General features: G+C 32.3%; 20 protein-coding genes. 12 read left to right on the top strand and 8 right to left on the bottom strand.

Going from position 1 to position 26,980, the window contains the following annotated elements; translation table 11 throughout:
• Positions 1 to 8 precede the first annotated feature (8 nt).
• Both ACJJVO_RS13505 and ACJJVO_RS13510 read right to left on the bottom strand, forming a co-directional pair.
• The gene (locus ACJJVO_RS13505; RefSeq protein ID WP_405575012.1) at positions 9 to 1,739 is read right to left on the bottom strand and encodes a DUF4270 domain-containing protein; all 1,731 of its coding nucleotides are present in this window, start codon (positions 1,737 to 1,739) and stop codon (positions 9 to 11) included.
• 8 nt (positions 1,740 to 1,747) lie between these two features.
• Positions 1,748 to 2,560 carry a glycogen/starch synthase gene (locus ACJJVO_RS13510; RefSeq protein ID WP_405575014.1) on the bottom strand — a complete coding sequence of 271 codons (813 nt, stop codon included), beginning with the start codon at positions 2,558 to 2,560 and terminating at the stop codon, positions 1,748 to 1,750.
• A 108-nt stretch (positions 2,561 to 2,668) separates the two neighbouring features.
• Here ACJJVO_RS13510 and panC point away from each other — a divergent pair, with 108 nt between their 5' ends.
• The 11 genes from panC (at position 2,669) to ACJJVO_RS13565 (ending at position 20,517) form a co-directional block, all read left to right on the top strand.
• A complete protein-coding gene (gene panC, locus ACJJVO_RS13515) occupies positions 2,669 to 3,520 on the top strand; it encodes a pantoate--beta-alanine ligase (RefSeq protein WP_405575016.1) in 852 nt (283 codons plus the stop codon).
• A gap of 13 nt (positions 3,521 to 3,533) precedes the next feature.
• Positions 3,534 to 3,884 carry an aspartate 1-decarboxylase gene (gene panD / locus ACJJVO_RS13520; protein ID WP_115815707.1) on the top strand — a complete coding sequence of 117 codons (351 nt, stop codon included), beginning with the start codon at positions 3,534 to 3,536 and terminating at the stop codon, positions 3,882 to 3,884.
• Between the two features lie 4 nt (positions 3,885 to 3,888).
• Entirely contained in the window at positions 3,889 to 4,848 is a 960-nt protein-coding gene (locus ACJJVO_RS13525) for a YbhN family protein (RefSeq protein WP_405575018.1), read from the top strand.
• A 41-nt stretch (positions 4,849 to 4,889) separates the two neighbouring features.
• On the top strand, positions 4,890 to 6,038 hold the full coding sequence (locus ACJJVO_RS13530; protein WP_405575020.1) for an alpha/beta hydrolase: 1,149 nt from the start codon (positions 4,890 to 4,892) through the stop codon (positions 6,036 to 6,038).
• Between the two features lie 78 nt (positions 6,039 to 6,116).
• A complete protein-coding gene (locus ACJJVO_RS13535) occupies positions 6,117 to 7,316 on the top strand; it encodes an alpha/beta hydrolase (protein WP_405575021.1) in 1,200 nt (399 codons plus the stop codon).
• Between the two features lie 201 nt (positions 7,317 to 7,517).
• The gene (radA, locus tag ACJJVO_RS13540) at positions 7,518 to 8,876 is read left to right on the top strand and encodes a DNA repair protein RadA (protein WP_405575023.1); all 1,359 of its coding nucleotides are present in this window, start codon (positions 7,518 to 7,520) and stop codon (positions 8,874 to 8,876) included.
• Between the two features lie 202 nt (positions 8,877 to 9,078).
• Positions 9,079 to 15,138 carry a PA14 domain-containing protein gene (locus ACJJVO_RS13545; protein WP_405575025.1) on the top strand — a complete coding sequence of 2,020 codons (6,060 nt, stop codon included), beginning with the start codon at positions 9,079 to 9,081 and terminating at the stop codon, positions 15,136 to 15,138.
• Positions 15,139 to 15,321: 183 nt separating this feature from the next.
• Entirely contained in the window at positions 15,322 to 18,726 is a 3,405-nt protein-coding gene (gene ileS, locus ACJJVO_RS13550; RefSeq protein ID WP_405575027.1) for an isoleucine--tRNA ligase, read from the top strand.
• 5 nt (positions 18,727 to 18,731) lie between these two features.
• Positions 18,732 to 19,115: a TraR/DksA family transcriptional regulator gene (locus ACJJVO_RS13555; RefSeq protein WP_405575028.1), complete on the top strand. Its 384-nt coding sequence runs from the start codon at positions 18,732 to 18,734 to the stop codon at positions 19,113 to 19,115.
• Between the two features lie 166 nt (positions 19,116 to 19,281).
• Positions 19,282 to 19,872 (top strand): hypothetical protein, encoded by a 591-nt coding sequence (locus ACJJVO_RS13560; protein ID WP_405575030.1) that lies wholly within the window; start codon positions 19,282 to 19,284, stop codon positions 19,870 to 19,872.
• Positions 19,873 to 19,899: 27 nt separating this feature from the next.
• Positions 19,900 to 20,517 (top strand): lipoprotein signal peptidase, encoded by a 618-nt coding sequence (locus ACJJVO_RS13565; protein WP_405575032.1) that lies wholly within the window; start codon positions 19,900 to 19,902, stop codon positions 20,515 to 20,517.
• Here the strand turns inward: ACJJVO_RS13565 and ACJJVO_RS13570 are convergent.
• The 6 genes from ACJJVO_RS13570 to ACJJVO_RS13595 all read right to left on the bottom strand — a co-directional run bounded on the left by ACJJVO_RS13570 (position 20,514) and on the right by ACJJVO_RS13595 (position 25,030).
• Entirely contained in the window at positions 20,514 to 20,924 is a 411-nt protein-coding gene (locus tag ACJJVO_RS13570) for a response regulator (RefSeq protein WP_405575034.1), read from the bottom strand. The two genes, ACJJVO_RS13565 and ACJJVO_RS13570, sit on opposite strands and share 4 nt — an antisense overlap.
• Positions 20,925 to 20,929: 5 nt before the next feature.
• The gene (locus tag ACJJVO_RS13575) at positions 20,930 to 22,057 is read right to left on the bottom strand and encodes an ATP-binding protein (RefSeq protein ID WP_405575036.1); all 1,128 of its coding nucleotides are present in this window, start codon (positions 22,055 to 22,057) and stop codon (positions 20,930 to 20,932) included.
• A gap of 115 nt (positions 22,058 to 22,172) precedes the next feature.
• Positions 22,173 to 22,736: a 5-formyltetrahydrofolate cyclo-ligase gene (locus tag ACJJVO_RS13580; RefSeq protein WP_405575038.1), complete on the bottom strand. Its 564-nt coding sequence runs from the start codon at positions 22,734 to 22,736 to the stop codon at positions 22,173 to 22,175.
• Positions 22,733 to 23,701: a succinylglutamate desuccinylase/aspartoacylase family protein gene (locus tag ACJJVO_RS13585; protein ID WP_405575039.1), complete on the bottom strand. Its 969-nt coding sequence runs from the start codon at positions 23,699 to 23,701 to the stop codon at positions 22,733 to 22,735. The genes ACJJVO_RS13580 and ACJJVO_RS13585 overlap by 4 nt, the downstream gene beginning before the upstream one ends.
• Before the next feature lie 28 nt (positions 23,702 to 23,729).
• On the bottom strand, positions 23,730 to 24,605 hold the full coding sequence (gene rimK / locus ACJJVO_RS13590; protein WP_405575041.1) for a 30S ribosomal protein S6--L-glutamate ligase: 876 nt from the start codon (positions 24,603 to 24,605) through the stop codon (positions 23,730 to 23,732).
• A complete protein-coding gene (locus tag ACJJVO_RS13595; protein ID WP_405575043.1) occupies positions 24,602 to 25,030 on the bottom strand; it encodes an ATP-dependent zinc protease in 429 nt (142 codons plus the stop codon). Before ACJJVO_RS13595 ends, rimK begins: the two co-directional genes overlap by 4 nt.
• A gap of 88 nt (positions 25,031 to 25,118) precedes the next feature.
• On the opposite strand from ACJJVO_RS13595, the gene uvrC reads away from it, so the two are divergent.
• The gene (uvrC, locus tag ACJJVO_RS13600) at positions 25,119 to 26,912 is read left to right on the top strand and encodes an excinuclease ABC subunit UvrC (protein ID WP_405575045.1); all 1,794 of its coding nucleotides are present in this window, start codon (positions 25,119 to 25,121) and stop codon (positions 26,910 to 26,912) included.
• Positions 26,913 to 26,980: the final 68 nt, after the last annotated feature.

Consider the following 26,980-nt stretch of genomic DNA (forward strand, 5'->3'; position numbering starts at 1 on the left):
TTTTTTAATTAATTTGGTTTGGTGTAATAAATTTCTAAATACACACGTTTTGTTTCATCTTCACTACCGTTACCATGCAATATTGTACCTCTTGGTGTTAATATTGAGCCTATTGGTACAGTAAAATCATTAGAGTTTTGTACTTTTTTCTGTGTCAAACCTAAAGTAGAGTTTTCTAAATTAACACTTAGTGAAACTGCTAAACCAAGTTCGACATTTGTAGAATCTCGTACTAATAAATTATTTATATGCTCTGTGATTCTTAATTTATATTTAACACCTTTATCATCATTAGATTCATCTCGTTCTAATATTCCAAGGTGACTATATTTAGAGATCGAAGGTAGACTAGTGTTAGTTGCATCTAAAAAATAATCGATTAACGGTGTTTTATTGTCCATATCGTACAAGTAAAGTCGATTTGGTTCGTTGTCTGAAACTTCATTTGCCATATCTAATTGATTTCTATCTACATAAAAAACAAGATTAGCTTCATTGACTAAACGTTTAGAACTTACAAATTTGCCTTTATCATCAGTTACTACAAATTCATTTTTGAAGTTTTCGAACGTATTTATTTCTGGATCATCATCTAAATCTTCACCATTAAATAGTTTTATGCCTGCAATTGATCCCTCTCCTCCTTTTAAATAGATTTTACTGTCGCCAGTTGTTGGATCACCTGAATTAATAGGTGTAGTAAAATTATTATCATAAAAATTAATTCTATTTGGTCCAAAATTAAGTACATAAGATGAAGTGTCGGTAGCATCATCAGCATCGTCTGTTGCAGATGTTAACTTTTTATAATAAATGGTAATATTAGCGTTTGAGCTACTTGCATCTAAAATAAGGAAACTGCCTTCATTATTTACAGCTTCTGCCTTGAAATAAAGTCCTTTAAAATAGTTTAAAAAGTTATTTTGGTTACTTAAAACGGCATCTCCTTCTTTATCTATAATTTTATTTTGCCAAAAAGTTGGATCTAGCTTAACTCTGATACCTGGTGCTATTCTTTCCGTTACCTGTGGATCTGTGTCTTCATCATCTTCGTCATCTGCTTCTTCTAATACATATACATCATCAGTAATACTGATTTCATTATTTGTAGCTCCATTGTCATAAGATGTTTGAAAATCTGGAATCAGAATAAGTTCTTCTCCTTCTAATGCCGCTGAAAAAGACTCAGCAGCGGATGAGCCTGTTTTATTCGAATAGTAAGCTTGGCTTTCGTTTACATCACCAAATGGGTCAAAATCTCTAATAAAATAATTATTTTCAAAGATTCTTAACTTTATTGAGTTGTAAGTATCATCTTTTGGTAATATTGAGTCTACCTCATAAGTTACATTACCATCATCATCAAACCCAGTACTAGTACTAAAAAATGGAATGGTAACTACAACAGAATCTATTATGGTACCATCTCCAAAGTCTGGATCGTAAGAACTTGCAGAAAGTTGAGTTACAAAACTAGCAGTTGTTTTTCCATAAACATCATCATAAAGTCCTAAAGTGCTTAGTCCAAGTCCATTTGTTTGTACGGGCTTATCAATAGGATTTAAAGCTTTAGTATATGTTATGATATTGTGTTTTTCAGAAAGAATATCAAAATTAGTAGCAATATCGTTGTTTATAACATCAGATTCTAACGTTGCATAATCTTCATCACAAGCTATAAATGTAAAGGCAATTAAACCAAATGCTATGATTTGTAAGGCTATTTTATTTTTTTTCATAGGTAATATTAACTGTTTAATACAGTGTTGTTGTAAAAATCTGTGTATGGATCTGCAAATTCTTCAATAGAATAGTAGTCTAATACAGGTTTTGTTAAGTCGTTTAAATAAGTATCTAGTTCTTCAGGTAATTCTTTTGAACCTCTTATAATGGCATCAGAATTATCTATTGCAATTTTCATTAAATTAGTATAATTAGGCTGTTCTAAGAGTTTTGTCGCTTTTGCATCTAAATCGTCAAAATTCACTTTAGAAAGCATGTTTTTATCTAACGTTCCTTCAAAGCTTTGATTGTATACTGATGTAACTATTTTACTTTCAGTAAATAAAGGTTCTGTTTTGTAAAACTCTTTTAAGTATAATGGTAGTAAAGAAGCTAGCCATCCATTGACATGAATAATGTCTGGAGCCCAGTTCAATTTTTTAACCGTTTCTATTACACCTTTAGCGAAGAAAATAGCGCGTTCATCATTATCTGAAAATAACTGTCCGTTTTCATCAGTTAATGTGGCTTTTCTTTTAAAATAATCTTCATTATCTATAAAATAAACCTGAATACGCTCTTTAGGAATAGACGCCACTTTAATAATTAAAGGCATATCTAAGTCATTAATGACTAAGTTAATTCCAGAAAGTCTAATAACTTCATGTAATTGGTGTCGTCTTTCATTTATGTTTCCAAAGCGAGGCATAAATATTCTAATCTGACCTCCTTGTTTGTTTACCATTCTCGGAGCTTCAAAGGACATTGAAGAAATTTCTGTTTCTGGTAAATATGGAACAACTTCCGAGGACACATATAATATTCGTTTATCTTTCATAAATCTGCTGCTTTTGAATTAATGGTAAAAAACATGCAAAATTACAAAAATTTGTGCAGATTGCTAGTATTATATTATGTTTGCATGCGTTAAACTTTTGTTACTGCATTGAAAAACTATAATAATAAAATAGAATTAGCAACTCAGATTAGTACTTTAAAAGAAAAAGGCTATACTATTGGGTTTGTGCCAACAATGGGTGCCTTGCATAATGGGCATTTATCTTTGGTGAATATGGGACTTAGTGAAAACGACTTTGTTGTTGTTAGTATTTTTGTAAATCCTACTCAGTTTGATAATAGTGAAGACTTGGTGAGATACCCAAGAACTTTAGAGGCTGATATGGCACTTCTAAAGCAGGTAAGTGATGATAAGATTATTATTTATGCTCCTTCTGAAGAAGATATTTATGGTGATCAAATACAATCACAAAATTTTGTTTTTGATGGTTTAGAGCATGAAATGGAAGGTGCATTTAGGTCAGGTCACTTTGATGGTGTAGGGACAATTGTAAAACGTTTGTTTGAAATTGTAACACCAGATCGCGCCTATTTTGGTGAAAAAGATTTTCAGCAATTGCAAATTATTAGAAAGTTAGTTGAATTACATCAATTACCTGTAACTATTATTGGTTGTCCAATTTATAGAGCAGAAGATGGTTTGGCTATGAGCTCTAGAAATGCAAGACTAACCGAAGAACACAGAGACATAGCGCCATTTATTTATAAAACATTAAATGCAGCTAAAGTAAAGTTTGGCACAAAAAGTGCTAAAAATGTTACAGAATGGGTTGTAAAGCAATTTAAAAATCAACCGCTTTTAGAGCTAGAGTATTTTATCATTGCAGATATAACAACTCTAAAAGAAGTAAAACGAAAATCAACAAAAAAGTCATATAGAGCGTTTATAGCTACATATGCAGGCGATATAAGACTAATAGATAATATTGCTTTAAATTAATTATCTTTGTGGTATGCAAATTCAAGTTGTAAAATCAAAAATTCATCGTGTAAAAGTTACAGGAGCAGCGTTAAACTATATTGGTAGTATTACTATTGATGAAGATTTAATGGAGGCAGCTAATATTATACAAGGTGAAAAAGTTCAGATTGTTAATAACGATAATGGCGAACGTTTAGAAACCTATTGTATTCCGGGTCCAAGAAAAAGTGGTGAAATAACTTTAAATGGAGCTGCGGCAAGAAAAGTTTCTGTTGGAGATACCTTAATACTCATTACTTATGCGTTTATGGATATAGAAGACGCAAAAGTATTTAAGCCTTGTTTGGTGTTTCCAGACGAAGCAACTAACTTGTTAAAATAAATAGGTGAGTAAGCCTAAATCTATCCTAAAAGTAGTTTTGCCTTTACTCTTGGGAGTAGGACTAGTTTGGTATTCTTTATCAAAAATTTCCATTCCTATATTGGTACAATATTTTAAAGATGCTGATTATAGTTGGATTATTTTAGGTGTATCTTTAGGTATTCTTAGTCATGCGTCTCGAGCATATCGTTGGCTTTATATGGCAGAACCTTTGGGTTTTAAGCCTAAGTTTGCCAATAGTTTTATGGCTGTTTATGCGGCCTATCTTATTAATTTTACCATTCCACGTGCAGGTGAAATAGCGAGAGCTTCAATTCTAACCAATTATGAAGGGATTCCTTTTGATAAAGGTTTTGGAACAATTGTAGCGGAGCGGATTGCAGATACCATTATGCTATTGTTTATAATTGCGATAGCTTTCTTCTTAGAGTTTGAATTTATTTACAATTTTTTTGCCGAAAAATTTAATCCAACATCATTACTCCTTGGTGGATCTATTTTGTTATTAGGTGCTTTATTTTTATTTATATTTATAAAGAAGAGTAATTCTAAATTTGCTTTAAAAGTAAAAGGATTTATTTCGGGTCTTTTAGAAGGTGCACTTAGTATTTTTAAGATGAAAAAGAAATGGGCTTTTATAGGACATACGTTATTTATTTGGTGCTTATATGTACTGATGTTTTATGTTACCACTTTTGCATTACCAGAGTTAGAACATATATCTATAGCAGCAGTGCTCATTGGGTTTATACTTGCAAGTTTTAGTATTGCAGCGACAAATGGAGGCATTGGTTCTTTTCCCGAAGCTATAGTTATTGCATTAACATTATTTGGTATGTCAGAAGATCCAAGTAGAGCTTTTGGTTGGATAATGTGGTCTACTCAAACTTTAGTTATAATCGTTATAGGAGGTCTATCATTGTTATACTTACCGGTTTACAACAGAAAGAAAACAACAGTATAGAAATATTTTTTAACTTGCTTTAAATTTAATCAGTTTTATATATGAAGAATTTTTATTCACTTGTAATCGTTTTTTTTATCGTTTTAAATATACAAGCGCAAGCTATTTATAAAACTATTGATTCTGAAAGGCTAGGAGGCGAACGTGAATTAAAGATTCAATTGCCAAGAAATTACGACCCAGAAGAGAAGCGTTCTTATCCCTTAATAATTGTCTTAGATGGAGATTATTTATTTGAACCTGTTGCAGGTAATATTGATTACCAGTCCTATTGGGAAGATATTCCAGATTGTATTGTTGTGGGTGTTAACCAAGCAGATACAAGGTCTAATGATTTGTTTTATGATTCTGAAAGCTATTTTCCAAAAGATTCAGGCGCGCAATTTTATGAATTCATTTCAGCAGAATTATTACCTTATGTCGAAAAAAATTATAAAGCCTCTAACTTTAGAATCATTTTTGGGCACGATCTAAGTGCTAATTTCATTAATTATTTTCTCTTTAAAGACAATCCTGTTTTTAGAGCTTATGTAGCATTTAGTCCAGAGTTAGCGCCAGAAATGGGAACTAGGTTACAACAGCGCTTATCTGAAATGACGCAAGAGATTTTTTATTATATGGCAACTTCAGATGCCGATATAAAAACCTTGAGGGCTTCTACCTTAGAAACAAATGCACTTATTTCAACCATAGAAAATGATAAACTTTTTTACAAGTTTGATGATTTTGAAGATGCAAATCACTATGCATTGGTAGGACGAGGAATCCCTAAGGCACTGAATGAGATTTTCGGACTTTTTAAACCCATAAATGCAAAAGAATACAAAGAAAAGTTATTACCATACGAAGGTTTATCTTACGATTATTTAATTAAAAAATATGAGGATATTGAACATTTCTATGGATTTGAAAAAAAATTAATTGAAAATGATATTAGAGCAATTGCTGCTGCTTGTAATAAAAAAGAAGATTTAGAATCTTTAGAAAAATTAGCAAAATTGGTTAGGAAAGAATTTCCCGATTCAATGCTAGGTGCTTATTACTTAGGTATGTACTATGAAAAAGAAGGAAACTATAAAAAGGCATTGTTGCAGTACAAAGGAGGTTTGCTTTTACAGCCCTCACAATCTGTAGATAAGGAACTTATGCTTGAAAAAATGTACGATGCTGAAGAGGCTCTAAATAATTAATTGTATTTCATCGAAAAAAATTGACAACTTAACGATAATTTAGTATGTTTGGAGTCCCAAATCTAAACCTATCAAATTATGAGAAAAACTATCCTACTAGTTTTTACTTATCTCATTTTTGCGTTTTCAACTGCGCAAGTAACCTATAAGGAGATATCTTCTGCTAGTCTTAATTCCGAACGGAAATTAAAAATTAAGCTACCTAAAAATTACAACCCAGACTCAGATGTAAAACATCCAGTAATTATTGTTTTCGATGGTGATTACCTGTTTGAACCTGTCGCTGGACAAGTAGATTTTCAAACTTATTTTGATGATATGCCAAGTTCTATAGTTGTTGGTATTATGCAAGGTGAAGACCGTTTTTATGATGCATATTTTGATCCTGCAACAGGATTGCCAACGGAATCTGGACTTAGGTTTCATAATTTTGTCTCAGAAGAATTGTTGCCTTATATTGATAAGGAATATAATACAAGTAAATTTAGAGTTGCTGTTGGCCATGATCGCATGGGTAATTTTATTAATTCTTATTTATTTAAAGAAGATTTGTCGTTTCAGGCCTACGTTTGTATAAGTCCAGATTTTGTAGGTTCGTTAAGTAGCTTTGTTTCAAAACGTTTAACGCTTTTTAAGGATGATGTTTTTTATTATATGGCAACTTCAGAAAAAGATATACCTCAAATTCGAGAGAATATAATTGGTACAAACGAACAAATTAAAGCTGTTGATAATAAACATTTAACTTATTATTTCGATGATTTTAATGGTGAAACGCACTATACATTAGTTAGTAGTGCTATTTCAAGATCTTTTGATAAGATTTTTGATATTTACACTCCGTTAAGAGAAAAAGAATTAGAAGAAAAAGTGTTGCCTTACGAAGGTACTTTAGATCAATATTTAGTAGATAGATACAATAGAATTGAAAAACTATTCGGAATCGAAAAAGAGATTAGTGAAGAAGAATTAGAGAAAGTGGCAAAAATTGCAGAGCAACGAGAAGATTATCAATCACTATACAAACTTGGTAAATTAGCCAATAAACTTCATCCCGAAACTTTATTAGGAACATACTATTTGGCGCAATCAGCAGAACATTTTGGTAAAACTAAAAAAGCTAAAAAATTATACGAATCTGCATTGATTTTGGAAGATGCTATTAATATTGATAAGGAATATATCGCATCTAAAATTGAAGAGCTTAATGTAGTTTTAGTAGATTTAGATGATGATTTAGACGAAGAAGAAATAGATGAGGATAATGAAGAAAAGTAAAAAAAACTCCCTATCAACAGACTACTTTTTTGAAGCATTATATCAAAAATCTAAAACATTTTTATTTTCTAATTTACCTTCAAAATTAGCTGCCTTCAAAATTTTAGCAATTTTAACTTGGTTTAAAGAGATCAACTAAATTTGTCTTAATTTTGCTGTTCGAATTTTAAAATTAGATGTCCGATTTCTCGGAATGTGAACATGGCTAAAGTAAAAACAACTTTTTTTTGTCAGAATTGTGGTAGTCAATATGCTAAATGGCAAGGACAATGTACATCTTGTAAGGAATGGAATACCATTGCAGAAGAAGTCATTCAAAAACCCGAAAAGAGCGATTGGAAATCACCAACGTCAACTTCAAAACGTGCATCAAAACCATTATTGATTAATGAAATTGATACTTCGCAAGAAGCACGTTTAGATATGCAAGATGGCGAATTTAATCGTGTGCTTGGAGGCGGAATGGTTCATGGTTCTTTAACATTATTAGGTGGTGAGCCAGGAATAGGAAAAAGTACACTTTTACTTCAAATTGCCTTAAAATTACAATACAAAACCCTTTATGTTTCTGGAGAAGAAAGTCAGAAACAGATAAAAATGCGTGCAGAACGTATTAATCCTAATAGCAGTAATTGTTACATTCTTACCGAAACCAAAACCCAGAATATATTTAAGCAAATTGAAGCTTTAGAGCCAGATATTGTGGTTATTGATTCTATACAAACCTTACATAGCGATTATATTGAATCTTCTGCAGGAAGCATTTCTCAAATAAAGGAATGTACAACAGAACTGATAAAATTTGCCAAAGAAACTGCAACACCAGTTTTATTAATTGGTCATATCACAAAAGACGGACACATTGCAGGTCCAAAAATTCTTGAGCATATGGTAGATACGGTTCTTCAATTTGAAGGCGACCGTAATCATGTATTCAGAATTCTACGAGCCAACAAAAACCGTTTTGGTTCTACTAATGAGTTGGGTATATACGAAATGCAAGGCTCAGGATTACGAGAAGTTTCTAATCCATCAGAAATATTAATATCAGAAAAAGACGAAGAACTATCTGGTAATGCAGTCGCAGCGACTTTAGAAGGATTACGACCTTTAATGATTGAAGTACAAGCATTGGTTAGTACAGCAGTTTACGGAACACCACAACGTTCTGCTACGGGTTTTAATGCAAAACGTCTTAACATGCTATTGGCTGTTTTAGAAAAACGTGCAGGTTTCCGCTTAGGTGCAAAAGATGTCTTTTTAAATATTACAGGTGGCATCACAGTAGATGATCCTGCTATAGATTTAGCGGTTGTCGCTTCCATATTATCATCTAATGAAGATGTGGCTTTGCCTAGTACATATTGCTTTGCGGCAGAAGTAGGACTTTCTGGTGAAATAAGACCAGTACAACGCGTAGAACAAAGAATTTTAGAAGCTGAAAAATTAGGGTTCTCAACCATTTTTGTTTCTAAGTACAATAAAATAGCCTTAAAAAATACGATTATTAAAATTCAACTGATTTCTAAGATTGAAGATTTGGTTGGTTTTCTAGTTTAAAAAAAAATTTAACACTGAATTTTTCCCATGTAAAAATACCTTTCAACGAACTTAAATGCTTTTTAACGACAAAAACAGTACAATTATCTAGATTATTAGATAATTTTTTTCTAATATTGCCCTGTTGTTAAAATGCAATATTAGTTTCAATTGTGAAAATTCTGCCCCTCAGGTTTATTCATAATACTTTAATTCTTAACCTATGATAACTGCTAGAATTTTATTCAGTCGATGGTCGACGCTGCTTTTTTTTATTTTTATAACAAAGCTAAATGCTCAATATTGTACCCCTTCTAATATTGGAAGTTTTAATACAAACTACATATCTAATGTAGCCATTGGTACAATAAACAACAGTAGCTCTGGAGCCACAGGCACGTTTGCAGACTTCACAACAGTGGTGCCTACAGATATTATTGCAGGTCAGACAATAAACGGAACTATTACAGTCACTATTGATGGATGGAATACCAATACCAATACAGTTGTAGTATGGTTTAATTTTAACGAAATAGATGACGATTTTGAAGATAGTGGAGAACGTTTTATATTTACATTTAGAGATACTAATAATGTTAGCGGACAAAAAAACGTGGCCGTTCCTGTAAGTATTCCGATACCTTCAACTGCTCAAAATGGAAATGCTAGAATGCGTGTTGGTTTAAGAACAGGTACTAATACTAATTTCACGTCGTGCGACTATAATTATCAGGCAGGTGAAATTGAGGATTATCTAGTTAATTTCATTTCAGGTACGGATCCTGGTGATTTGCCACCTAATTTTTGTGAAACCATAAATATAGGAAGCTACAATACCTTATACATTTCTAATGTTTCTTTAGGTCCTATAAATAATAGTAGTGTTGGCACAACAGGTAGTTTTACAAATTACACGACGTTTTCTTCAGAAAACATACCAATAAATCAAACGCTTGCAGGCACAGTAAGTGTCACTTTAAATGGTTGGAATACTAGTCAGAATACAATCGCTATTTGGCTTAATCTAAATGAAAGCTCGGATGATGATTATGAAGATGCAGGCGAACGTTTTTTGTTTACATTCCAAGATACCAATAACGTTGGTGGAAATAAAGTTGTAAATGTACCAATTAACATTGCTATTCCTAATAGTGCGGATGAAGCACTTTCTAAAATAAGAATCGGAGTACGAGGAGGAATTGATACAGGGTTTACATCCTGTGATTTTGACTTTACTAATGGAGAAGTAGAAGATTATATCATTAACATTGGTGGTTTAGCTAATACTCCAGATATCGATGGAGACGGAATTGCAGATAGTGTAGATGTAGATAATGATAATGATGGTATACTAGACGTAAATGAAGGTACTGCATGCGATGAAATTACTCAAAGTTTATCTTATGAGTTTTACGATGTAAATGTCTCACCAACTGTAGACGACATTCCAACTACTGGAGCCACAGCAACAGGTAGTGTTTCTGAAATCGATGTAGACGCACTTTGGTCTATGATTACACCAGGCGATCACGAAAATTTTGCGATAAGATATCAAGGTTTTATTAAGATTAATACAACAGAAACATATACATTTTATACAAGTTCAGATGATGGTTCTAAATTGTTTATTGACGGAAACGAGGTCGTTGATAACGATGGTTTACATGGTATAGTAGAAAACTCAGGAACAATAGCCCTTAACCAAGGCATTTATCCAATCACGATTCTGTTTTTTGAAAGAACGGGAGGTGAGTTCTTAAGTGTGTCATATTCGAGCCCAACTATTTCTAAAACATTAATTTCTTTTTCTGTCTTATCAGAAAATAATTGTACAGATACAGATAATGATGGGATTCCAGATTATTTAGATTTAGATTCAGACAACGATGGTATCTACGATATCGATGAAGCGGGTAACGGAGGTTTAGATACTAACAACGATGGAATAATAGATAGTAACGATGATTCGTTTAGTGATAGTAATAACAATGGAGCAGATGATACTGCAGAAACTACAATACCAATAGACACTTCTGGTGATGGTAATTTCGATTTTCAGAATATAGATAGTGATGGTGATGGCTGTAATGATGTTATAGAAGCAGGCCATACAGATAGCAATGCAGACGGACAAGTAGATGGTGCAAGTATTAACGCTAATGGTTTAGTTACAGGTACTTCAACGGCATATACAGGCACAACTACAAATGTGACTACTGCAACAGAAGTTATTGTAGATGCTACAGACTTAGATGATCAGTTAGTTGTAATAGGTGCGGCTACAAGCTTTACTATAACTAGTGCAACAGCGACAAGCACAACTACGTTTACAACAGAAGGTGTGCCAGATTATTCAAATAGCTCTACAGATGTAAGTACAGGCTTAGGCTACCAATGGCAATTAAATGGTACAAACCTAACTGATGGAGGTGTTTATACAGGTGTTACCTCGGATATTTTAAATATTTCCGATGTTACAGGATTAGACGATAGTGTATATACTTTAGTCGTAACACATGCAACTAATTTATGTATTCAAATAGAAAATAGTGCCACTCTTAATTTAGATTCAGATATGGATGGCGATGGTATAGGTGATACCACAGATTTAGATAGTGATAATGATGGTATACTAAATGTAAATGAAGGTGCGGTATGCGATGAAATTAATCATACTCTCTCTTATGAATTTTATGATATAAATGTCTCGCCAAGCGTAGACAATATTCCAACTACAGGAGCTACAGCAACAGGTAATGTATCTGAAATCGATGTAGATGCACTTTGGGGTATGATCACACCAGGAGATCACGATAATTTTGCTATTCGATATACGGGTTATATTACTATTAATACCGAAGAAACATATACGTTTTATACCAGTTCTGATGATGGTTCTAAATTGTTTATTGATGGCAATGAAATAGTTGATAATGATGGAGATCATGCTATACAAGAAAGGTCGGGAACTATTGCGTTAACTCCAGGTATTTACCCAATTACAATATTGTTTTATGAAAGAGGTGGACTAGAATCTTTAAGTGTGTCTTACTCAAGCGCAACTATTTCTAAAACATTAATTCCTTTTTCCGTATTGTCAGACAATATTTGTACAGATACAGATAATGATGGGATTCAAGATTATTTAGATATAGATTCAGATAATGACGGTATACCAGATAATGTAGAGGCACAATCAACAGGTGGTTATATTTCTCCGAGTGGTAGTGGAGCAACAATGGTAGATTTAAACAACGATGGTGTAGACGATAATTACGGATCTGGTTTTGCAAGCCTAGAAGATACTGATGGTGATAATATCCCAGATTATAAAGACTCAGATAGTGACAATGATGGAACTCCAGATATTCAAGAAAATGGAATGGCTAATACGCTATCAGGAAATGATGCAGACGGAGATGGTTTAGACGATAACTTCGAAACAACAAATATTAATGATCCTATTTTAGACATTAACGAAGATATTGAGAATCCATTAGACTTATCTATTTTACCAGATACAGATGGGGATTTATTATTAGGTGGAGATTTGGACTATAGAGATGGTATTGATGTCTATTTAACCTCAGCAACCATGGATTTTGATGGTATTGATGACTATGTTTTAGGTTCAGAATTCTTGTCTAATTTTAATGCAAGTAATAATGACAATATTACCTTAATGGCATGGGTAAAAAGTGAAGTTGAAGATAATAACACTTATTTTATTCTTGGCGAAGAGAACGGTATTGAAATATTTATTAGAGACTCAAAGATCATTGTTAATATAGCAGCAGAATTTTCAGATGGTTCCTCTTCCAATTTATCTGTTGAAAATAATGATGTATTTAAAAAGGGAATTTGGAGACATATCACAGTAAATCTAGATTTTAGTAGTGGTAATGTAAGTGTTTACTATGACGGAAAATTAGGAGTAACGCTGTCTATAAATTCAGGCTCTAGAACACTAGTTAGGTTACAAAGTGCAAGTACAGCAACTGAGGAAAAATTTATGCTAGGTAGAAAAAATGAAACAAGTACTAGTTATTTTGAAGGATCCATAGACGAAGTAAGAGTATTCAATAACATTTTAATTGAAAAGGAAATACGAGAAATTGTTTATCAGGAGATTGAAAATGACGGAGGAAATTTGAAAGGATCAATTACACCTTATCATATTGGTAACATAAGATGGAGTGATTTAGAGTTGTATTATTCAATGTCTAAAATTGCTTCAACAAAGCTTAGCGATGATTCTAATTATGGTAATGATGCTATTTTACATAATATTAGCACAGTACAACCTCAAACAGCACCAATGCCTTTTGTTACTGTACAAAATGGTAATTGGCACGATAAAACAACTTGGTTATATGGAGATCTTTGGGCTATTCCAGGAGATGAAGTAGCCGATCATGCTTTGCAATCAGAAGAAACCTATACTTGGGGTATCTATCACATTAAAAACAATATTAATTTAACAACATCTCAAAGCTTGAGTAATGAAGCTAGAGGTTTAAAAGGTATTCATGCTCTAGCTTTATTAGTAGATGAGAAAACGGCAGCCGACGAGGATATTGTTTTTACAGTAGGGAGTTCTGCTGAAGATTTACAGCTTAATGTAACTAAATATTTAGAGCTAAATGGAACAATTGATTTACAGCAAGATTCTCAACTGTTACAGGGAACGGAAAGTGATTTAGTGACCTCAGCTCAAGGTAAAATTTTAAGGCGTCAAGAGGGAAGTTCAAGTGCATACTGGTATAACTATTGGGCCTCTCCAGTAGGGGTTTTAAGTGAGACTTTATTAACAAACAATAATGCATTAAACACCAACAATAGTAATAACTCGATTTTTAGACTAAATATGCTTAAAAAGCAAGATGAAACTAATTTCGAATTTACAACCGCACATCAAGAAATAGGAAAAATAAGTACACGTTGGCTGTATACTTATAAAAATGGAGTCACCTATTATGATTATGAAGCTGTTAATACAAACACGGCATTACAACCAGGTGTTGGTTACACTCAAAAAGGAACAGGTATTTCTGGAGTAACTCAGCAATATTTGTTTCAAGGGAAACCCAATAATGGAACTATTTTAGTTGACGTTACAGATACGGGTGGTAACGGATCAGTTTCTGCGGTATCTAAAACAGACTACTTGTTAGGAAACCCTTATGCCTCTGCGATAGATCTGCATGAGTTTATTGATGATAATGCTGGTGTTATAGACGGTACTATTCAACTTTGGCAGCAATGGAGTGGAGCATCACATTACTTAAATGAGTATAACGGTGGTTATGCACAAGTTAATAAAACAGGCTCTACAAGAGCATATCAATTTATAGGTATTGAAGGTGCTACAAATGGAAGTCAAGATGGTACAAAAAAGCCATCTCGATATTTACCAGTTGGACAAGGATTTATTACAGAAATTGTATCTAGCGGAACTATTGTTTTCAAAAATAGCCAACGTGTCTTTGTCAAAGAAGCAGAAGCAGATGGCTCTTATAATAATGGTTCTGTTTTCTTTAGAAGTACTGCAAGTTCAGAAAATGAAAGTGATTCTGAAACATCAGAAGAATCTCTAATGCAAAAAATACGTTTAGAATTTAATTCTGTTAACGGACCAGCAACCAAGCGAGAATTGCTTTTAGGTTTTAGCGAACAGACATCAGACGATTACGATTATGGTTACGAAGCCATCAATATTGAAACTTATGTAGATGATTTAAATCTTGCATTAGATGATAAACTTGCCACAATTCAGGCATATGCTCCAATTACTGATGATAAAATAGTGCCTTTAAATTTAAAATCTTCAGGAAACTATAATTATACCATAGGAATTACAGAAACTGAAAATATTTCTGATGATCAAGAAATATATATAAAGGATAATTTTACAGGAGAATATTTTAACTTGAAAAATGAATTACCATATGAGTTTTCATCAGAAGTTGGTGAGTTTAGTAATAGGTTCGAAATAGTTTTTAAAAACGAGTCAGAATCACTTTCTCAAATTGATGAAACAATAGCATCCCTTAATTTTTATTACGCTTCAAATAGAAATAAAATAGTAGTGCTAAATCCTAATAATATTGATGTTAAAAGCATCGATGTCTATAATATTTTAGGGCAATCAGTTTATAGCGTCAATAAATCATTTTTAGGTTCTTATAATGAGTATCAATTATTTGATGTAAGCACAGGAACTTATGTTATTAAATTGACTACAGCTGATGGTGTTCTCACAAAGAAGATTTTGGTAAAATAAAAAGAGAGAATCTCGATAAATAATTATTGGGATTCTTTTTTCTATGACATCAGTTTAAAAATCAGAGTATAAAGATTCTATTGGTTTTTTTAATTCGTGATTGGAATAGGTTTCTAGAAAAAAAATTAGTCTTCTTTTTCCCTAAAATTCATTATTTTCGCACCTCGAAAAGAAAACAGAAAAATGAGTACAAAGTTCCCTGAATACAAAGGACTTAACTTGCCAAACGTTGCTGATGAAATCGGTAACTATTGGGAAGCTAACGACATCTTCGATAAAAGTGTAACCACAAGAGAAGGAAAACCACCTTTTGTGTTTTTTGAAGGACCACCTTCTGCAAACGGTTTGCCTGGTGTACACCACGTTTTAGCACGTGCGATTAAAGATATATTTCCACGTTATAAAACCATGAAAGGTTTTCAAGTAAAACGTAAAGCAGGTTGGGATACTCACGGACTACCAGTGGAGCTTGGTGTAGAAAAAGAACTGGGTATTACCAAAGAAGATATTGGTAAAAAAATCACAGTAGAAGAGTATAACGAAGCGTGTAAAAAAGCCGTTATGCGCTATACAGATATTTGGAATGACCTTACACAAAAAATGGGTTATTGGGTAGATATGGACGATCCATATATTACCTACAAATCTAAATATATGGAATCTGTTTGGTGGTTACTAAAGCAGATTTACGAGAAAGATTTAATTTACAAAGGCTACACTATTCAGCCATATTCACCAAAAGCAGGTACAGGTTTGAGTTCGCATGAACTTAACCAACCAGGAACATATCAAGATGTAACGGATACAACAGTTGTTGCGCAGTTTAAAGCCAATGCAGATTCGTTACCAGATTTTCTTCAAAATGAAGGTGATATTTTCTTTTTAGCTTGGACAACAACACCATGGACGTTGCCTAGTAACACCGGATTAACGGTTGGGCCAAAGATTGAATATGTTTTAGTTGAAACGTATAACCAGTACACGTTTCAACCCATGAATGTAGTCTTGGCTAAGAATTTAGTCAACAAACAATTCGATGGTAAATTTAAACGTGTTGAAACTAAATCAGAATTAATAGACTACAAGGAAGGAGATAAAAAGATTCCTTATTTTGTGGTTAAAGAATTCGTTGGGAAAGATTTAGTAGGTATTACTTATGAGCAATTATTACCATACGCATTACCAAACGACAATCCTGAAAACGCCTTCAGAGTAATTTCTGGAGATTTCGTAACGGTTGAAGACGGAACAGGTATTGTACACACAGCACCAACCTTTGGAGCAGATGATGCTATGGTTGCAAAACAAGCAATACCAGAAATTCCACCACTTTTAGTAAAAGATGAGAATGGTAATTTAGTGCCATTAGTAGATTTGCAAGGAAAGTTCAGACCAGAACTAGGTGAATTTGCTGGTAAATATGTAAAGAATGAATATTACGAAGATGGTGAAGCACCAGAACGTTCTATAGATGTAGAACTTGCCATTAAATTAAAAACGGAAAACAAAGCCTTTAAGGTTGAAAAATATAAGCACAGTTACCCAAATTGTTGGAGAACTGATAAGCCAATTTTATACTATCCATTAGATTCGTGGTTTATTAAAATCACAGATGTTAAAGGAAGAATGCACGAGTTAAATACCACTATTAATTGGAAACCAAAATCAACTGGAGAAGGGCGTTTTGGAAATTGGTTGGCAAATGCAAACGACTGGAATTTATCGCGATCTCGTTTTTGGGGAATTCCATTACCAATTTGGAGAACAGAAGATGGAAAAGAACAAATTTGTATTGGTTCTGTAGCTGAGTTAAAAGAAGAAATGGCTAAGTCTGTGAAAGCAGGTGTTATGTCTCAAGATATTTTTGCTGAATTTGAAGTAGGCAATATGTCTGAAGCAAATTATGAAACTATCGATTTACATAAAAATGTAGTTGATAAAATCGTTTTAGTTTCAGCATCAGGTCAACCAATGAAACGCGAAAGTGATTTAATAGATGTATGGTTCGATTCTGGTTCTATGCCTTATGCGCAATGGCATTATCCATTTGAGAATAAAAACCTAATTGATAATAAAGAAGCATATCCAGCTGATTTTATCGCAGAAGGTGTAGACCAAACACGTGGTTGGTTCTATACGCTTCATGCTATCGGAACTATGGTTTTCGATTCTGTAGCATACAAAAATGTCGTTTCAAACGGATTGGTTTTAGATAAAAACGGTCAAAAAATGTCTAAGCGTTTAGGTAATGCAGTGGACCCTTTTGAAACCTTATCTAAATATGGAGCAGATGCCACACGTTGGTACATGATTAGTAATGCAAATCCTTGGGATAACTTAAAGTTTGATAGCGAAGGTATTGCTGAGGTAAGTCGTAAATTCTTCGGAACATTATATAATACCTATTCATTCTTCACGCTTTATACCAATATTGATGGTTTTAGCTACAGTGAAGCAGATATTCCTTTAGAAGAACGACCAGAAATTGATCGTTGGATTTTGTCTGAATTAAATTCATTAATTCAGAAAGTAGATGAGTATTATGCAGAATATGAACCAACAAGAGCAGCACGAGCAATTTCAGACTTTACACAAGATTATTTAAGTAATTGGTACGTGCGTTTAAGCAGAAGACGTTTCTGGAAAGGCGATTACCAAACGGATAAGATTTCGGCATATCAAACGCTTTATACATGTATGGAAACCATTGCAAAGTTAGGCGCACCAATAGCACCTTTCTTTATGGATCGTTTGTATTTAGATTTGAATGCAGTGACTAAAAAGGAAACGTTTGAAAGTGTGCATTTAGCAGATTTCCCTGTTGCAGATACTAGTGTTATTGATAAAGTATTAGAGCGAAAAATGGAAAGTGCGCAAACAATATGTTCACTTGTATTATCGTTGAGAGCTAAAGAGAAGATTAAAGTACGTCAGCCGTTACAGAAAATTATGATTCCTGTTGATAATCAACAACAAAAGGAAGAAATTGAAGCGGTTGCAGATTTAATAAAACATGAAGTAAACATTAAAGAAATTGAACTGTTAGAAGATGCTTCAGATATCTTAGTGAAACAAATAAAACCAAATTTTAAAGCTTTAGGACCTAAGTTTGGTAAAGATATGAAGCTGATAGCGAGTGCAATAAGTGCTTTTACTGCAGATGATATTAAAAATATCGAGCAAAACGGCAATATTGATGTTGAAATTAACGGAAAAAAGATTAATTTGGGTCTTGATGATGTGGAGATTACATCGCAAGATATTGAAGGATGGCTCGTAGCAAATGAAGGTGCATTAACCGTAGCTTTAGATGTTACTATTAATGAAGATTTACGTAAAGAAGGTATTGCAAGAGAACTTGTTAATCGTATTCAGAATTTACGAAAAGACTCAGGCTTTGAAGTTACAGACAGAATTGATGTTCAGCTTCAAAACGACCCACATGTTGTGGAAGCAGTTTCTTCAAATGAAGCGTATATTAAATCAGAAACATTAACTGAAAAGTTAGAAATTAAGGACTCAATAAACAATGGTATAGAAATTGTATTTGATGAAGTAAATACTAAATTGTTTATTAATAAACACTAAAAATTATGTCAACAGAAACCAATAATAGATATTCAGATAAAGATTTAGCAGAGTTTAAATCTTTATTAAAAGAAAAAATTAAGAAAGCAGAGCACGATTTAGAGCTTATTAAAAGTGCTTATATGAATGATTTTGATAATGGTACAGATGATACGTCACCAACATTCAAAGCATTTGAAGAAGGGAGTGCAACAATGAGTAAGGAAGCAAACTCAGCATTGGCGATTCGTCAAGAAAAGTTTATCAGAGATTTAAAAAATGCATTGATCCGTATTGAAAACAAAACGTATGGTGTTTGCCGTGTTACTGGTAAATTAATAAACAAAGAACGTTTAAAATTGGTGCCTCATGCCACATTGAGTATTGAAGCAAAGAATATGCAATCTTAAGGAAATCCCTTTATTAAAAAGGAATTCATTATATTGAGATTATATTTTGAACAAAAACAGAACAATAAAGCCTTGGTATTTTAATTTCAAGGCTTTAGCGTATTATATAGATAGACCTCTAAGTTTTCAAAAATCTTTGAGGTCTTTCTGTTTTATAGTGTGCCTTTTGTCATTTGCAGTTACGAGAGCTCAAAATAAACTTCAAAAAGAAATTTCTGCTGAGCATATTAAAGTAATTTCAATACAAGGAGATCAATTTTTTAATATTATCGTTTCCAGCTCAAAAAAAGATAAGATTAGTATTTCTTCAATATTAGATGGTGAATATCAAAATGATTTTCAATTGGTTGTTAAAGAAGAAAATAATACACTAAACTTAAGTTTAGCTTACTTATCTTTAATAGACATGCCTGACGATAAGCGGAATGCACATAAGGTAATTGCTGCCATGCTCTATCTTGAAATTCCGGAACATCTTTCTTTAAATATTATAAGTGATATTGGACATGTAACATTAAACGGAGTTTTTAATTCGCTTTCTATTGAATTATTACAAGGGCAATGTAGTGTTAAGGGAGAATCAAAATCAGCAATTATAAATACCTTAGATGGAGATATCAGCATTGTAACTAAAAGTGCTACTGTTGAAGCCAAATCAAATCACGGAAAAGTTATTATAGACGACTTTAATAATAAAGATGCTATTTGGAAATTGACTTCTATAAATGGCAACATTACGGTTGCAAAGCCCAATTAAACGTCTATTTTTGCTTAAAATCTTTAGATGTCTCTTAAAAAAGCCTTATTAATTATTTTTGTTATTCTTCTGGTAGACCAAATCAGTAAAATTTACATTAAAACCCATTTTCAGTTAGGAGAAAGTATTCATGTTTTTTCTTGGTTTCAAATTGCTTTCATTGAGAATGACGGTATGGCTTGGGGAACAAAATTGAGTGATTTTACAACTATAATATCTGATAGATCCGCTAAATTAATTTTAACTTTATTTAGAATTGTAGCTGTTACAGGTATTGCATTTTGGCTAGTTGATGTGACTAAGAAGCAGAAGTCTAAAATCTTAGTTTTCGCTATTTCTATAATATTTGCTGGTGCTTTAGGTAATATTATAGATTCTGTGTTTTATGGCTTTTTGTTTAGTGATAGCATAATGCAAGTGGCTACCTTTTTACCTGAAAATGGCGGCTATGAAAGTGTATTTCATGGAAACGTTGTAGATATGCTTTATTTTCCTATTTGGAATGGTATTTTACCAGAATGGTTACCGCTTTTTGGAGGTAAGCAATTTTCTTTTTTTGATCCTGTTTTTAATGTCGCAGATGTAGCAATAAGCACAGGAATTGGGATTTTAATTGTGTTTAATAAGAAAGCTTTTAGTGATTAAGCTATTTTTTTAAATACAGCTTCAAGTTCGTTAATCCTCACGGGTTTTATCAAGTAATTTTCTACTGAAGATAATGATTTGGCTTTGTCAATATCTGTAGCGTTAATCGATGAGCTCACAACATAAAGCGTAATTTGATGATTAAATTTATTTTTAATCTTAGTAAAACGTTCTAGAAATTCCCAACCATCCATTACAGGCATATTGAGATCTAATAAAATGACTTCTGGTATGTTGTCTTTATCTAAATTTTGGAGTAGAGTTTCAAAATAGTCTATACCCTCTTTTCCGTCTTTAAATATGAGCAGATGATCACAGAGTTTTCTTGTCTCTATAATTTTTCTTACCAATTTTACATAGATATTATCATCATCAATTATACATGCCAATTTTATTTGTTTACTCATTGATATTAAAATTTTATAGTAAAAGTTGTACCTAAATTTAGATCACTTTTTACACTAATCTCCCCATTTAAAGATTCAACTTGGTTTTTTGTAATAAACAAACCAATACCTCTTGCGTCTGCATTATAATGAAATGTTTTGTACATGCCAAAAACTTTATCTCCAAATTTATCCATGTCTATTCCAGAACCGTTATCAGAAATTTCTAAAACAACACGATCTTGATTTGTGTAATCTCGCGTTGTACTGATGTTAATTACTGGATCTCTGTCTTTGTGCTTATATTTAATGGCATTAGTAAGTAAATTTAAAAAAATACTATCTAAATATGCGGGAATATACTCAATAAATTCAACTTTACTAAAGTCTGAATTTATTGTAACCTTATTATTATCAATAATTTGGTTGATTGATGTTGTCACTTGCTCTAATGTTTTAGCAAAATTAACTTCTACTTTAAGTTGATTAGAGTTAGTTTGTATAGTAACTACTTCATTTAAATGTTCTATGGTTGTATTTAGGCTTTCTGATACATGTGTAATATTATCTAGTAATTCTAATTTTTCTTCTACAGTATCTAAATCGTTTATAAGCTGAACAATTAAAGTTAAATTACTAGAGTGGGACCTTAAATTATGAGAAACAATATGTGCAAAATTGAACAATCTATTGTTTTGAGAAGCTACAATTCCCGAAGCTTTTTCTAAATTAATTTCCTTTTGAATATTATCATCAATATCTTGAAAAACGCCACGTACACCAATGATTTTATTAGCATTATTATAAATTGGCTTTCCAATAGCTCTTGCCCAAAACTTTCGGTTATTGGCAGTAAGCATTTGTATTTCTGTATCAAAAGGAGTACCAGATAAGGCGCATTCAAAAAATATATTTGAAATATACGCGTGGTGTTCTTCAGCATATAAAGACATTGCCATTTTTAAGGATGGAACAAAATCTACGGGATATTCTAAAATCGTCCTAGTAATATCATCCCAATAACTCTTTTTGTTTTCAAAATCAATATACCAACTTCCTGTAGAAGTCATAAGTGCTGATTCGTGATAATAAAAATTGTCTTCTTCTAATTTTTCATTAGGTATAATATGCCGTTTTAGGTTAGTTTCCGTCATGCTATTGTTAGTTACAACTCAGATTTTGGGTCAAATTTGAATACTTGAACTTGCAAGATATGAAATTTTTACACTTTATCTAATTTATAGGCACTTCAACGGTGGTTATTTTTCTTTAAAAGCGATATATTTTATTAGGAATGATGCAGTAGTCTAGCTTTATATCGTTTTTAGAAAAGTCAGAAATTTCGTCTTCAGATTCAAAAAATGATAATCCAATTTTTATAGTTTCAGGTTTACAACTCGCTAAAAAGCGATCATAGAACCCTTTTCCGTAACCAATTCTATTTCCTGCTGTATCAAAAGCTAAAAGTGGAATAAAAACGACTTCTAATTGGGATGGTTTAATTTCAATACCATCTATTGGTTCAGGAATGTTGTATCTATTTTTTTTAATCGTTGTACTATCTGTTAATAGATAATGCGACATGCTATAATCATCAAAGTTACTTTTAGAAATAACGATGTGTTTATCTTTTCCTGCTAAAATATTGAGTATAAAATCGGTATTGATTTCTTTTTGCTCTTCAATCGTTAAAAAAATATGGAAAAATGATTTATTCCAAATGTCTAACGTTAGTAACTGATTGGCAATAGCAATGCTAAAATCGTCTATGTCATTTTCAGAAAGTTGTGACCTAAGCTGTTTGTATTTTTGTCTTAATTCAGACTTTTTCATTCTTTCACTTTTGTGGAGATATGAAAAATAGCATCTCCTTGATAAATTATTGGAGATTCATTAATATTAAAAATGAATCCATCATTTGGTGCTTTTACAAAATGATTAAAGCTACCATATGGATCGGTTATGTTGCCTAAATCATCTCCTTTTTTTACTTTAGAGTTTATACTCACTGTTGCTTTAAACATACCAGAATACTTTGCTCTTACCCATTTACTATCTAATAAATAAATGCAAGATTGTTTAGGTTGAGAAACTTTAAAGTTTCGGTTAAGCATTTCAAGGTGATTTAAAACACGTTTAACTCCATTTACACCTGTGTTTGTAATAGTATTGTCAATATTAAAAGATTTGCCACCTTCAAACAAAAGAATAGGAATACCAAGTTTGTGGCAGGTGTTTCTAAAGGACTTATTAATGTTTTTAGAGTAGAAAATAAATGGTGGACCAAAGACTTTGGCTAATTCATCTAAGGTTTTTTCGTTTTTAATAATTCTAACTTGTGCTGCATTAAAACGATCTGCACCTCCTGTATGAAAATCCATGACCAAATCTGCATGTGGTAAAATTTCGGTAACCAATTTAAAAGCGACTCTACTTGCTAAAGAGCCACCACTTATACCTGGAAAAACACGATTAAGATCGCGACCATCTGGAAACTCACGTTTCATATTTAAAAAACCAAAGACATTAATTACCGGAACACAGATAATAGTGCCTTTTTTTGGTTTGTTAATGCCTTTTGAAATAATCTGTCGTACAATTTCTACACCATTAACTTCGTCTCCATGAATACCAGCAGTTATTAATATAGTTGGTCCAGGTTTTTTGGAACGCTCAATAATAATTGGGACATCAATGGTGTTTTGTGTATGTAGTTTTGCAACATTAAAACTCAATTGAGCACTTTGACCTAAGCCTATTTTTTTTCCGAGGATTTCTAAAATGTCTGGTGCCTTCATAGCAGTATTTTAAAATTGAAGTTAGGTCTTATTTCTTATTACGTTCAATAAAAGTAATAATAGCTTTTGCTATATTTTTATGTGTTGCACCTTCAATACCTTCTAATCCTGGTGTAGAATTTACTTCTAATAATAATGGACCACGAGCAGATTGTAGCATGTCTACACCACATACAGGTAATTTTAATACTTTAGCTGCATTCATGGCTAGCTTTAGCTCGTCTGGTTCTAATTTTATAATATTAGCAGAACCTCCACGATGTAAATTAGATCTAAATTCGCCTTCTTTTCCTTGGCGTTTCATAGCTCCAACGACTTGGCCATCTACAACTAAAGCTCTTAAATCAGCACCTTTAGCTTCTTTTATAAACTCTTGTACAATTACTCTGGCTTGTAGGCCATTAAAGGCTTCTAAAACTGATTCTGCGGCATTTTTAGTTTCAGCTAATACAACTCCAAGTCCTTGCGTGCCTTCTAATAATTTAATAATTACAGGTGTGCCACCTACATAATCAATCACTTCTTCTACATCTCTAGAATAGTTTGTGAAAACGGTTTTAGGCATGCCTATACCTGCTTTACTTAGACGTTGTAAACTTCTTAACTTATCTCTAGATCGTGTTATAGCATCAGAGGCTGCAATAGTAAAAACTCCCATTTCTTCAAACTGACGTACAACAGCACAACCGTAAAAAGTTATAGATGCTCCTATTCTTGGAATAATGGCATCAACATAATCTAAATAACGGTCTTTATAGTATATGGTTGGCTTTTCCTTCTCAATAATTATATCACATTTTAAAGGATCAATAATTTCAATTTTATGACCTCTTTTCTCGCCTTCTTCAACAAGTCGTTTTGTGGAATAAAGTTCAGAATTTCTCGAAAGAATTACTATGTTCATTTAGTTAGGGTTTGTTTATAGGATTGATTTTCGATATCTACATCAATCAAAAATTTGTGTTTCAAAAATTGACGACCAATTAATACAGGAAATCTCATGTCTTCTCTGGTGCTTAAAGTTAAGTTAATCTTATACGTTTTACCAAAGAATATAACGGTTGTTTTAATTTTGTAGCGGTTTTCTTTATGGCCATTACTACTTTTTACATCTGTATAGGTGTAAGTATCAAAAGCCACTTCTTCGCTCTTAAAGTTAGGGTGTCCTTTACTTTCAAAAATACAATAGAGTTTACCATTTTCTTCTCTAATTTTAGAGCAATGAATAGCAGAAGTATAAGCTCCCGTATCTATCTTAACATCGATGTTATTTAGTTTTAATTCAGGGAAATTGACTTTGTCTACGCGTCCCAAAACTTTTTTTGTCATAAACTGAATATATAAAAAGAGGTGCAAGGTAATGATAAAGTGTATTAATTATACATATATATTTTTATGAATTATTACCTTTGGTTATATGCCAGAATCGACCTTAGAAATACAGATAAAAACCTTACCACACCAGCCAGGTGTCTATCAATATTTTGATGCAGACGAGCGTTTAATTTATGTTGGCAAAGCTAAAGATATTAAAAAGCGCGTAAGCAGTTACTTTAATAAACATCACGATTATGGTAAAACGCGTGTTTTGGTTAAAAACATAGCCTCAGTAAAGCATATTGTAGTAGAAACTGAAAACGATGCATTGTTACTTGAGAATAATCTTATAAAAAAGTATAAGCCTAAGTATAATGTTTTATTAAAAGATGATAAATCTTATCCTTGGATTTGTATTAAAAAAGAACGTTTTCCAAGAGTATTCCCAACAAGACGCATTATTAAAGATGGTTCAGAATATTTTGGGCCATATACAAGTATGAAAACCGTAAAAACGCTTTTAGGTTTAATAAAAGGTTTATATCAATTAAGAACTTGTAATTATGATTTGTCTGAATCTAAAATTGAAGCTGGAAAGTATAAAGTTTGCTTAGAATATCACTTAGGCAATTGTTTGGGTGCTTGTGAAGGTTATGAAACTGAAGAAGAGTATCAGGCAAATATTATTGCAATTAGAGAAATTTTAAAAGGTAACTTTAAAGATTCTTTACAGCAATTTAAAATTCAGATGCGCCAACATGCAGAAGCAATGCAATTTGAAGATGCGCAGAAAATAAAAGAAAAATTAGAGGTTTTAGAAAACTACCAAGCCAAGTCTACTATTGTAAATCCTAAGATTAGTAACGTAGATGTATTTTCTATTGTCAGTGATGAAACATACGCTTATGTGAATTTTTTACAATTAAGCTACGGTTCAATTATTAGGTCGCATACGCTAGAGTTAAAAAAGAAATTACAAGAATCAGATTCCGATTTATTAGAATTAGCCATTACAGAAATCAGGCAGCGTTTTAATTCAAATTCAAAAGAAATTTATGTACCTTTTAAAGTTAATCTAGGAAATGACTTAAAAATAACAATTCCGAAACTTGGCGATAAAAAAAGTATACTAGATTTATCTATTAGAAATGCGAAGTATTTTAGAATGGATAAATTTAAGCAGGTAAAACTTGTAGATCCAGATAGGCATGCTAATAGAATTATGGCACAAATGAAAGCTGATTTACGCTTGTCTGAAGAGCCAAGACATATTGAATGTTTTGATAACTCAAATATTCAAGGAACAAATCCGGTTGCAGCCTGTGTAGTTTTTAAAAATGGAAAACCGAGTAAAAAAGATTATCGTAATTTCAACATAAAAACGGTAGAAGGTCCAGATGATTTTGCGTCTATGGAAGAAGTCGTTTACAGACGTTACAAACGTTTAAAGGAAGAAGACCAACCTTTGCCGCAACTTATAATTATTGATGGAGGAAAAGGGCAATTATCATCAGCGTTAAAAAGCTTAGATGTCCTAGGATTGCGTGGAAAAATCGCTATCATTGGTATTGCAAAACGTTTAGAAGAATTGTTTTATCCAGATGATCCAATTCCGTTGTATTTAGATAAGAAAAGTGAAACTTTAAAAATAATACAGCAGTTAAGAAACGAGGCACATCGCTTTGGTATAGAGCATCACAGAAATAGAAGAAGCAAAGGAGCGTTAACCACTGAGTTAGAAAATATACCTGGAGTTGGCGAGCAAACTATTGTAGATCTAATGAAGCAATTTAAAACGGTAAAGCGTATTGGAAACGCCAAGTTAGATGAGTTAGAGGCAGTCGTTGGAGTATCTAGAGCAAATAAAGTATATGATTATTATCATAAAGAATAGAAAATTATACTATTAAGAATTTAAATTAAGACATACAGCTTAAAAATCAATTTAAAATATCTTGTTGG

Origin of the sequence: Winogradskyella sp. Asnod2-B02-A (genome assembly GCF_045063645.1) — a bacterium.
Classification (GTDB): Bacteria; Bacteroidota; Bacteroidia; order Flavobacteriales; family Flavobacteriaceae; genus Winogradskyella.

Coding starts and splice junctions, on each gene's coding strand:
- ACJJVO_RS13505 (WP_405575012.1), bottom strand. CDS start 1,739: ATGAAAAAAAATAAAATAGCCTTACAAATCATAGCATTTGGTTTAATT.
- ACJJVO_RS13510 (WP_405575014.1), bottom strand. CDS start 2,560: ATGAAAGATAAACGAATATTATATGTGTCCTCGGAAGTTGTTCCATAT.
- panD (WP_115815707.1), top strand. CDS start 3,534: ATGCAAATTCAAGTTGTAAAATCAAAAATTCATCGTGTAAAAGTTACA.
- ACJJVO_RS13530 (WP_405575020.1), top strand. CDS start 4,890: ATGAAGAATTTTTATTCACTTGTAATCGTTTTTTTTATCGTTTTAAAT.
- ACJJVO_RS13535 (WP_405575021.1), top strand. CDS start 6,117: ATGAGAAAAACTATCCTACTAGTTTTTACTTATCTCATTTTTGCGTTT.
- radA (WP_405575023.1), top strand. CDS start 7,518: ATGGCTAAAGTAAAAACAACTTTTTTTTGTCAGAATTGTGGTAGTCAA.
- ACJJVO_RS13545 (WP_405575025.1), top strand. CDS start 9,079: ATGATAACTGCTAGAATTTTATTCAGTCGATGGTCGACGCTGCTTTTT.
- ileS (WP_405575027.1), top strand. CDS start 15,322: ATGAGTACAAAGTTCCCTGAATACAAAGGACTTAACTTGCCAAACGTT.
- ACJJVO_RS13555 (WP_405575028.1), top strand. CDS start 18,732: ATGTCAACAGAAACCAATAATAGATATTCAGATAAAGATTTAGCAGAG.
- ACJJVO_RS13565 (WP_405575032.1), top strand. CDS start 19,900: ATGTCTCTTAAAAAAGCCTTATTAATTATTTTTGTTATTCTTCTGGTA.
- ACJJVO_RS13570 (WP_405575034.1), bottom strand. CDS start 20,924: ATGAGTAAACAAATAAAATTGGCATGTATAATTGATGATGATAATATC.
- ACJJVO_RS13575 (WP_405575036.1), bottom strand. CDS start 22,057: ATGACGGAAACTAACCTAAAACGGCATATTATACCTAATGAAAAATTA.
- ACJJVO_RS13580 (WP_405575038.1), bottom strand. CDS start 22,736: ATGAAAAAGTCTGAATTAAGACAAAAATACAAACAGCTTAGGTCACAA.
- ACJJVO_RS13585 (WP_405575039.1), bottom strand. CDS start 23,701: ATGAAGGCACCAGACATTTTAGAAATCCTCGGAAAAAAAATAGGCTTA.
- rimK (WP_405575041.1), bottom strand. CDS start 24,605: ATGAACATAGTAATTCTTTCGAGAAATTCTGAACTTTATTCCACAAAA.
- ACJJVO_RS13595 (WP_405575043.1), bottom strand. CDS start 25,030: ATGACAAAAAAAGTTTTGGGACGCGTAGACAAAGTCAATTTCCCTGAA.
- uvrC (WP_405575045.1), top strand. CDS start 25,119: ATGCCAGAATCGACCTTAGAAATACAGATAAAAACCTTACCACACCAG.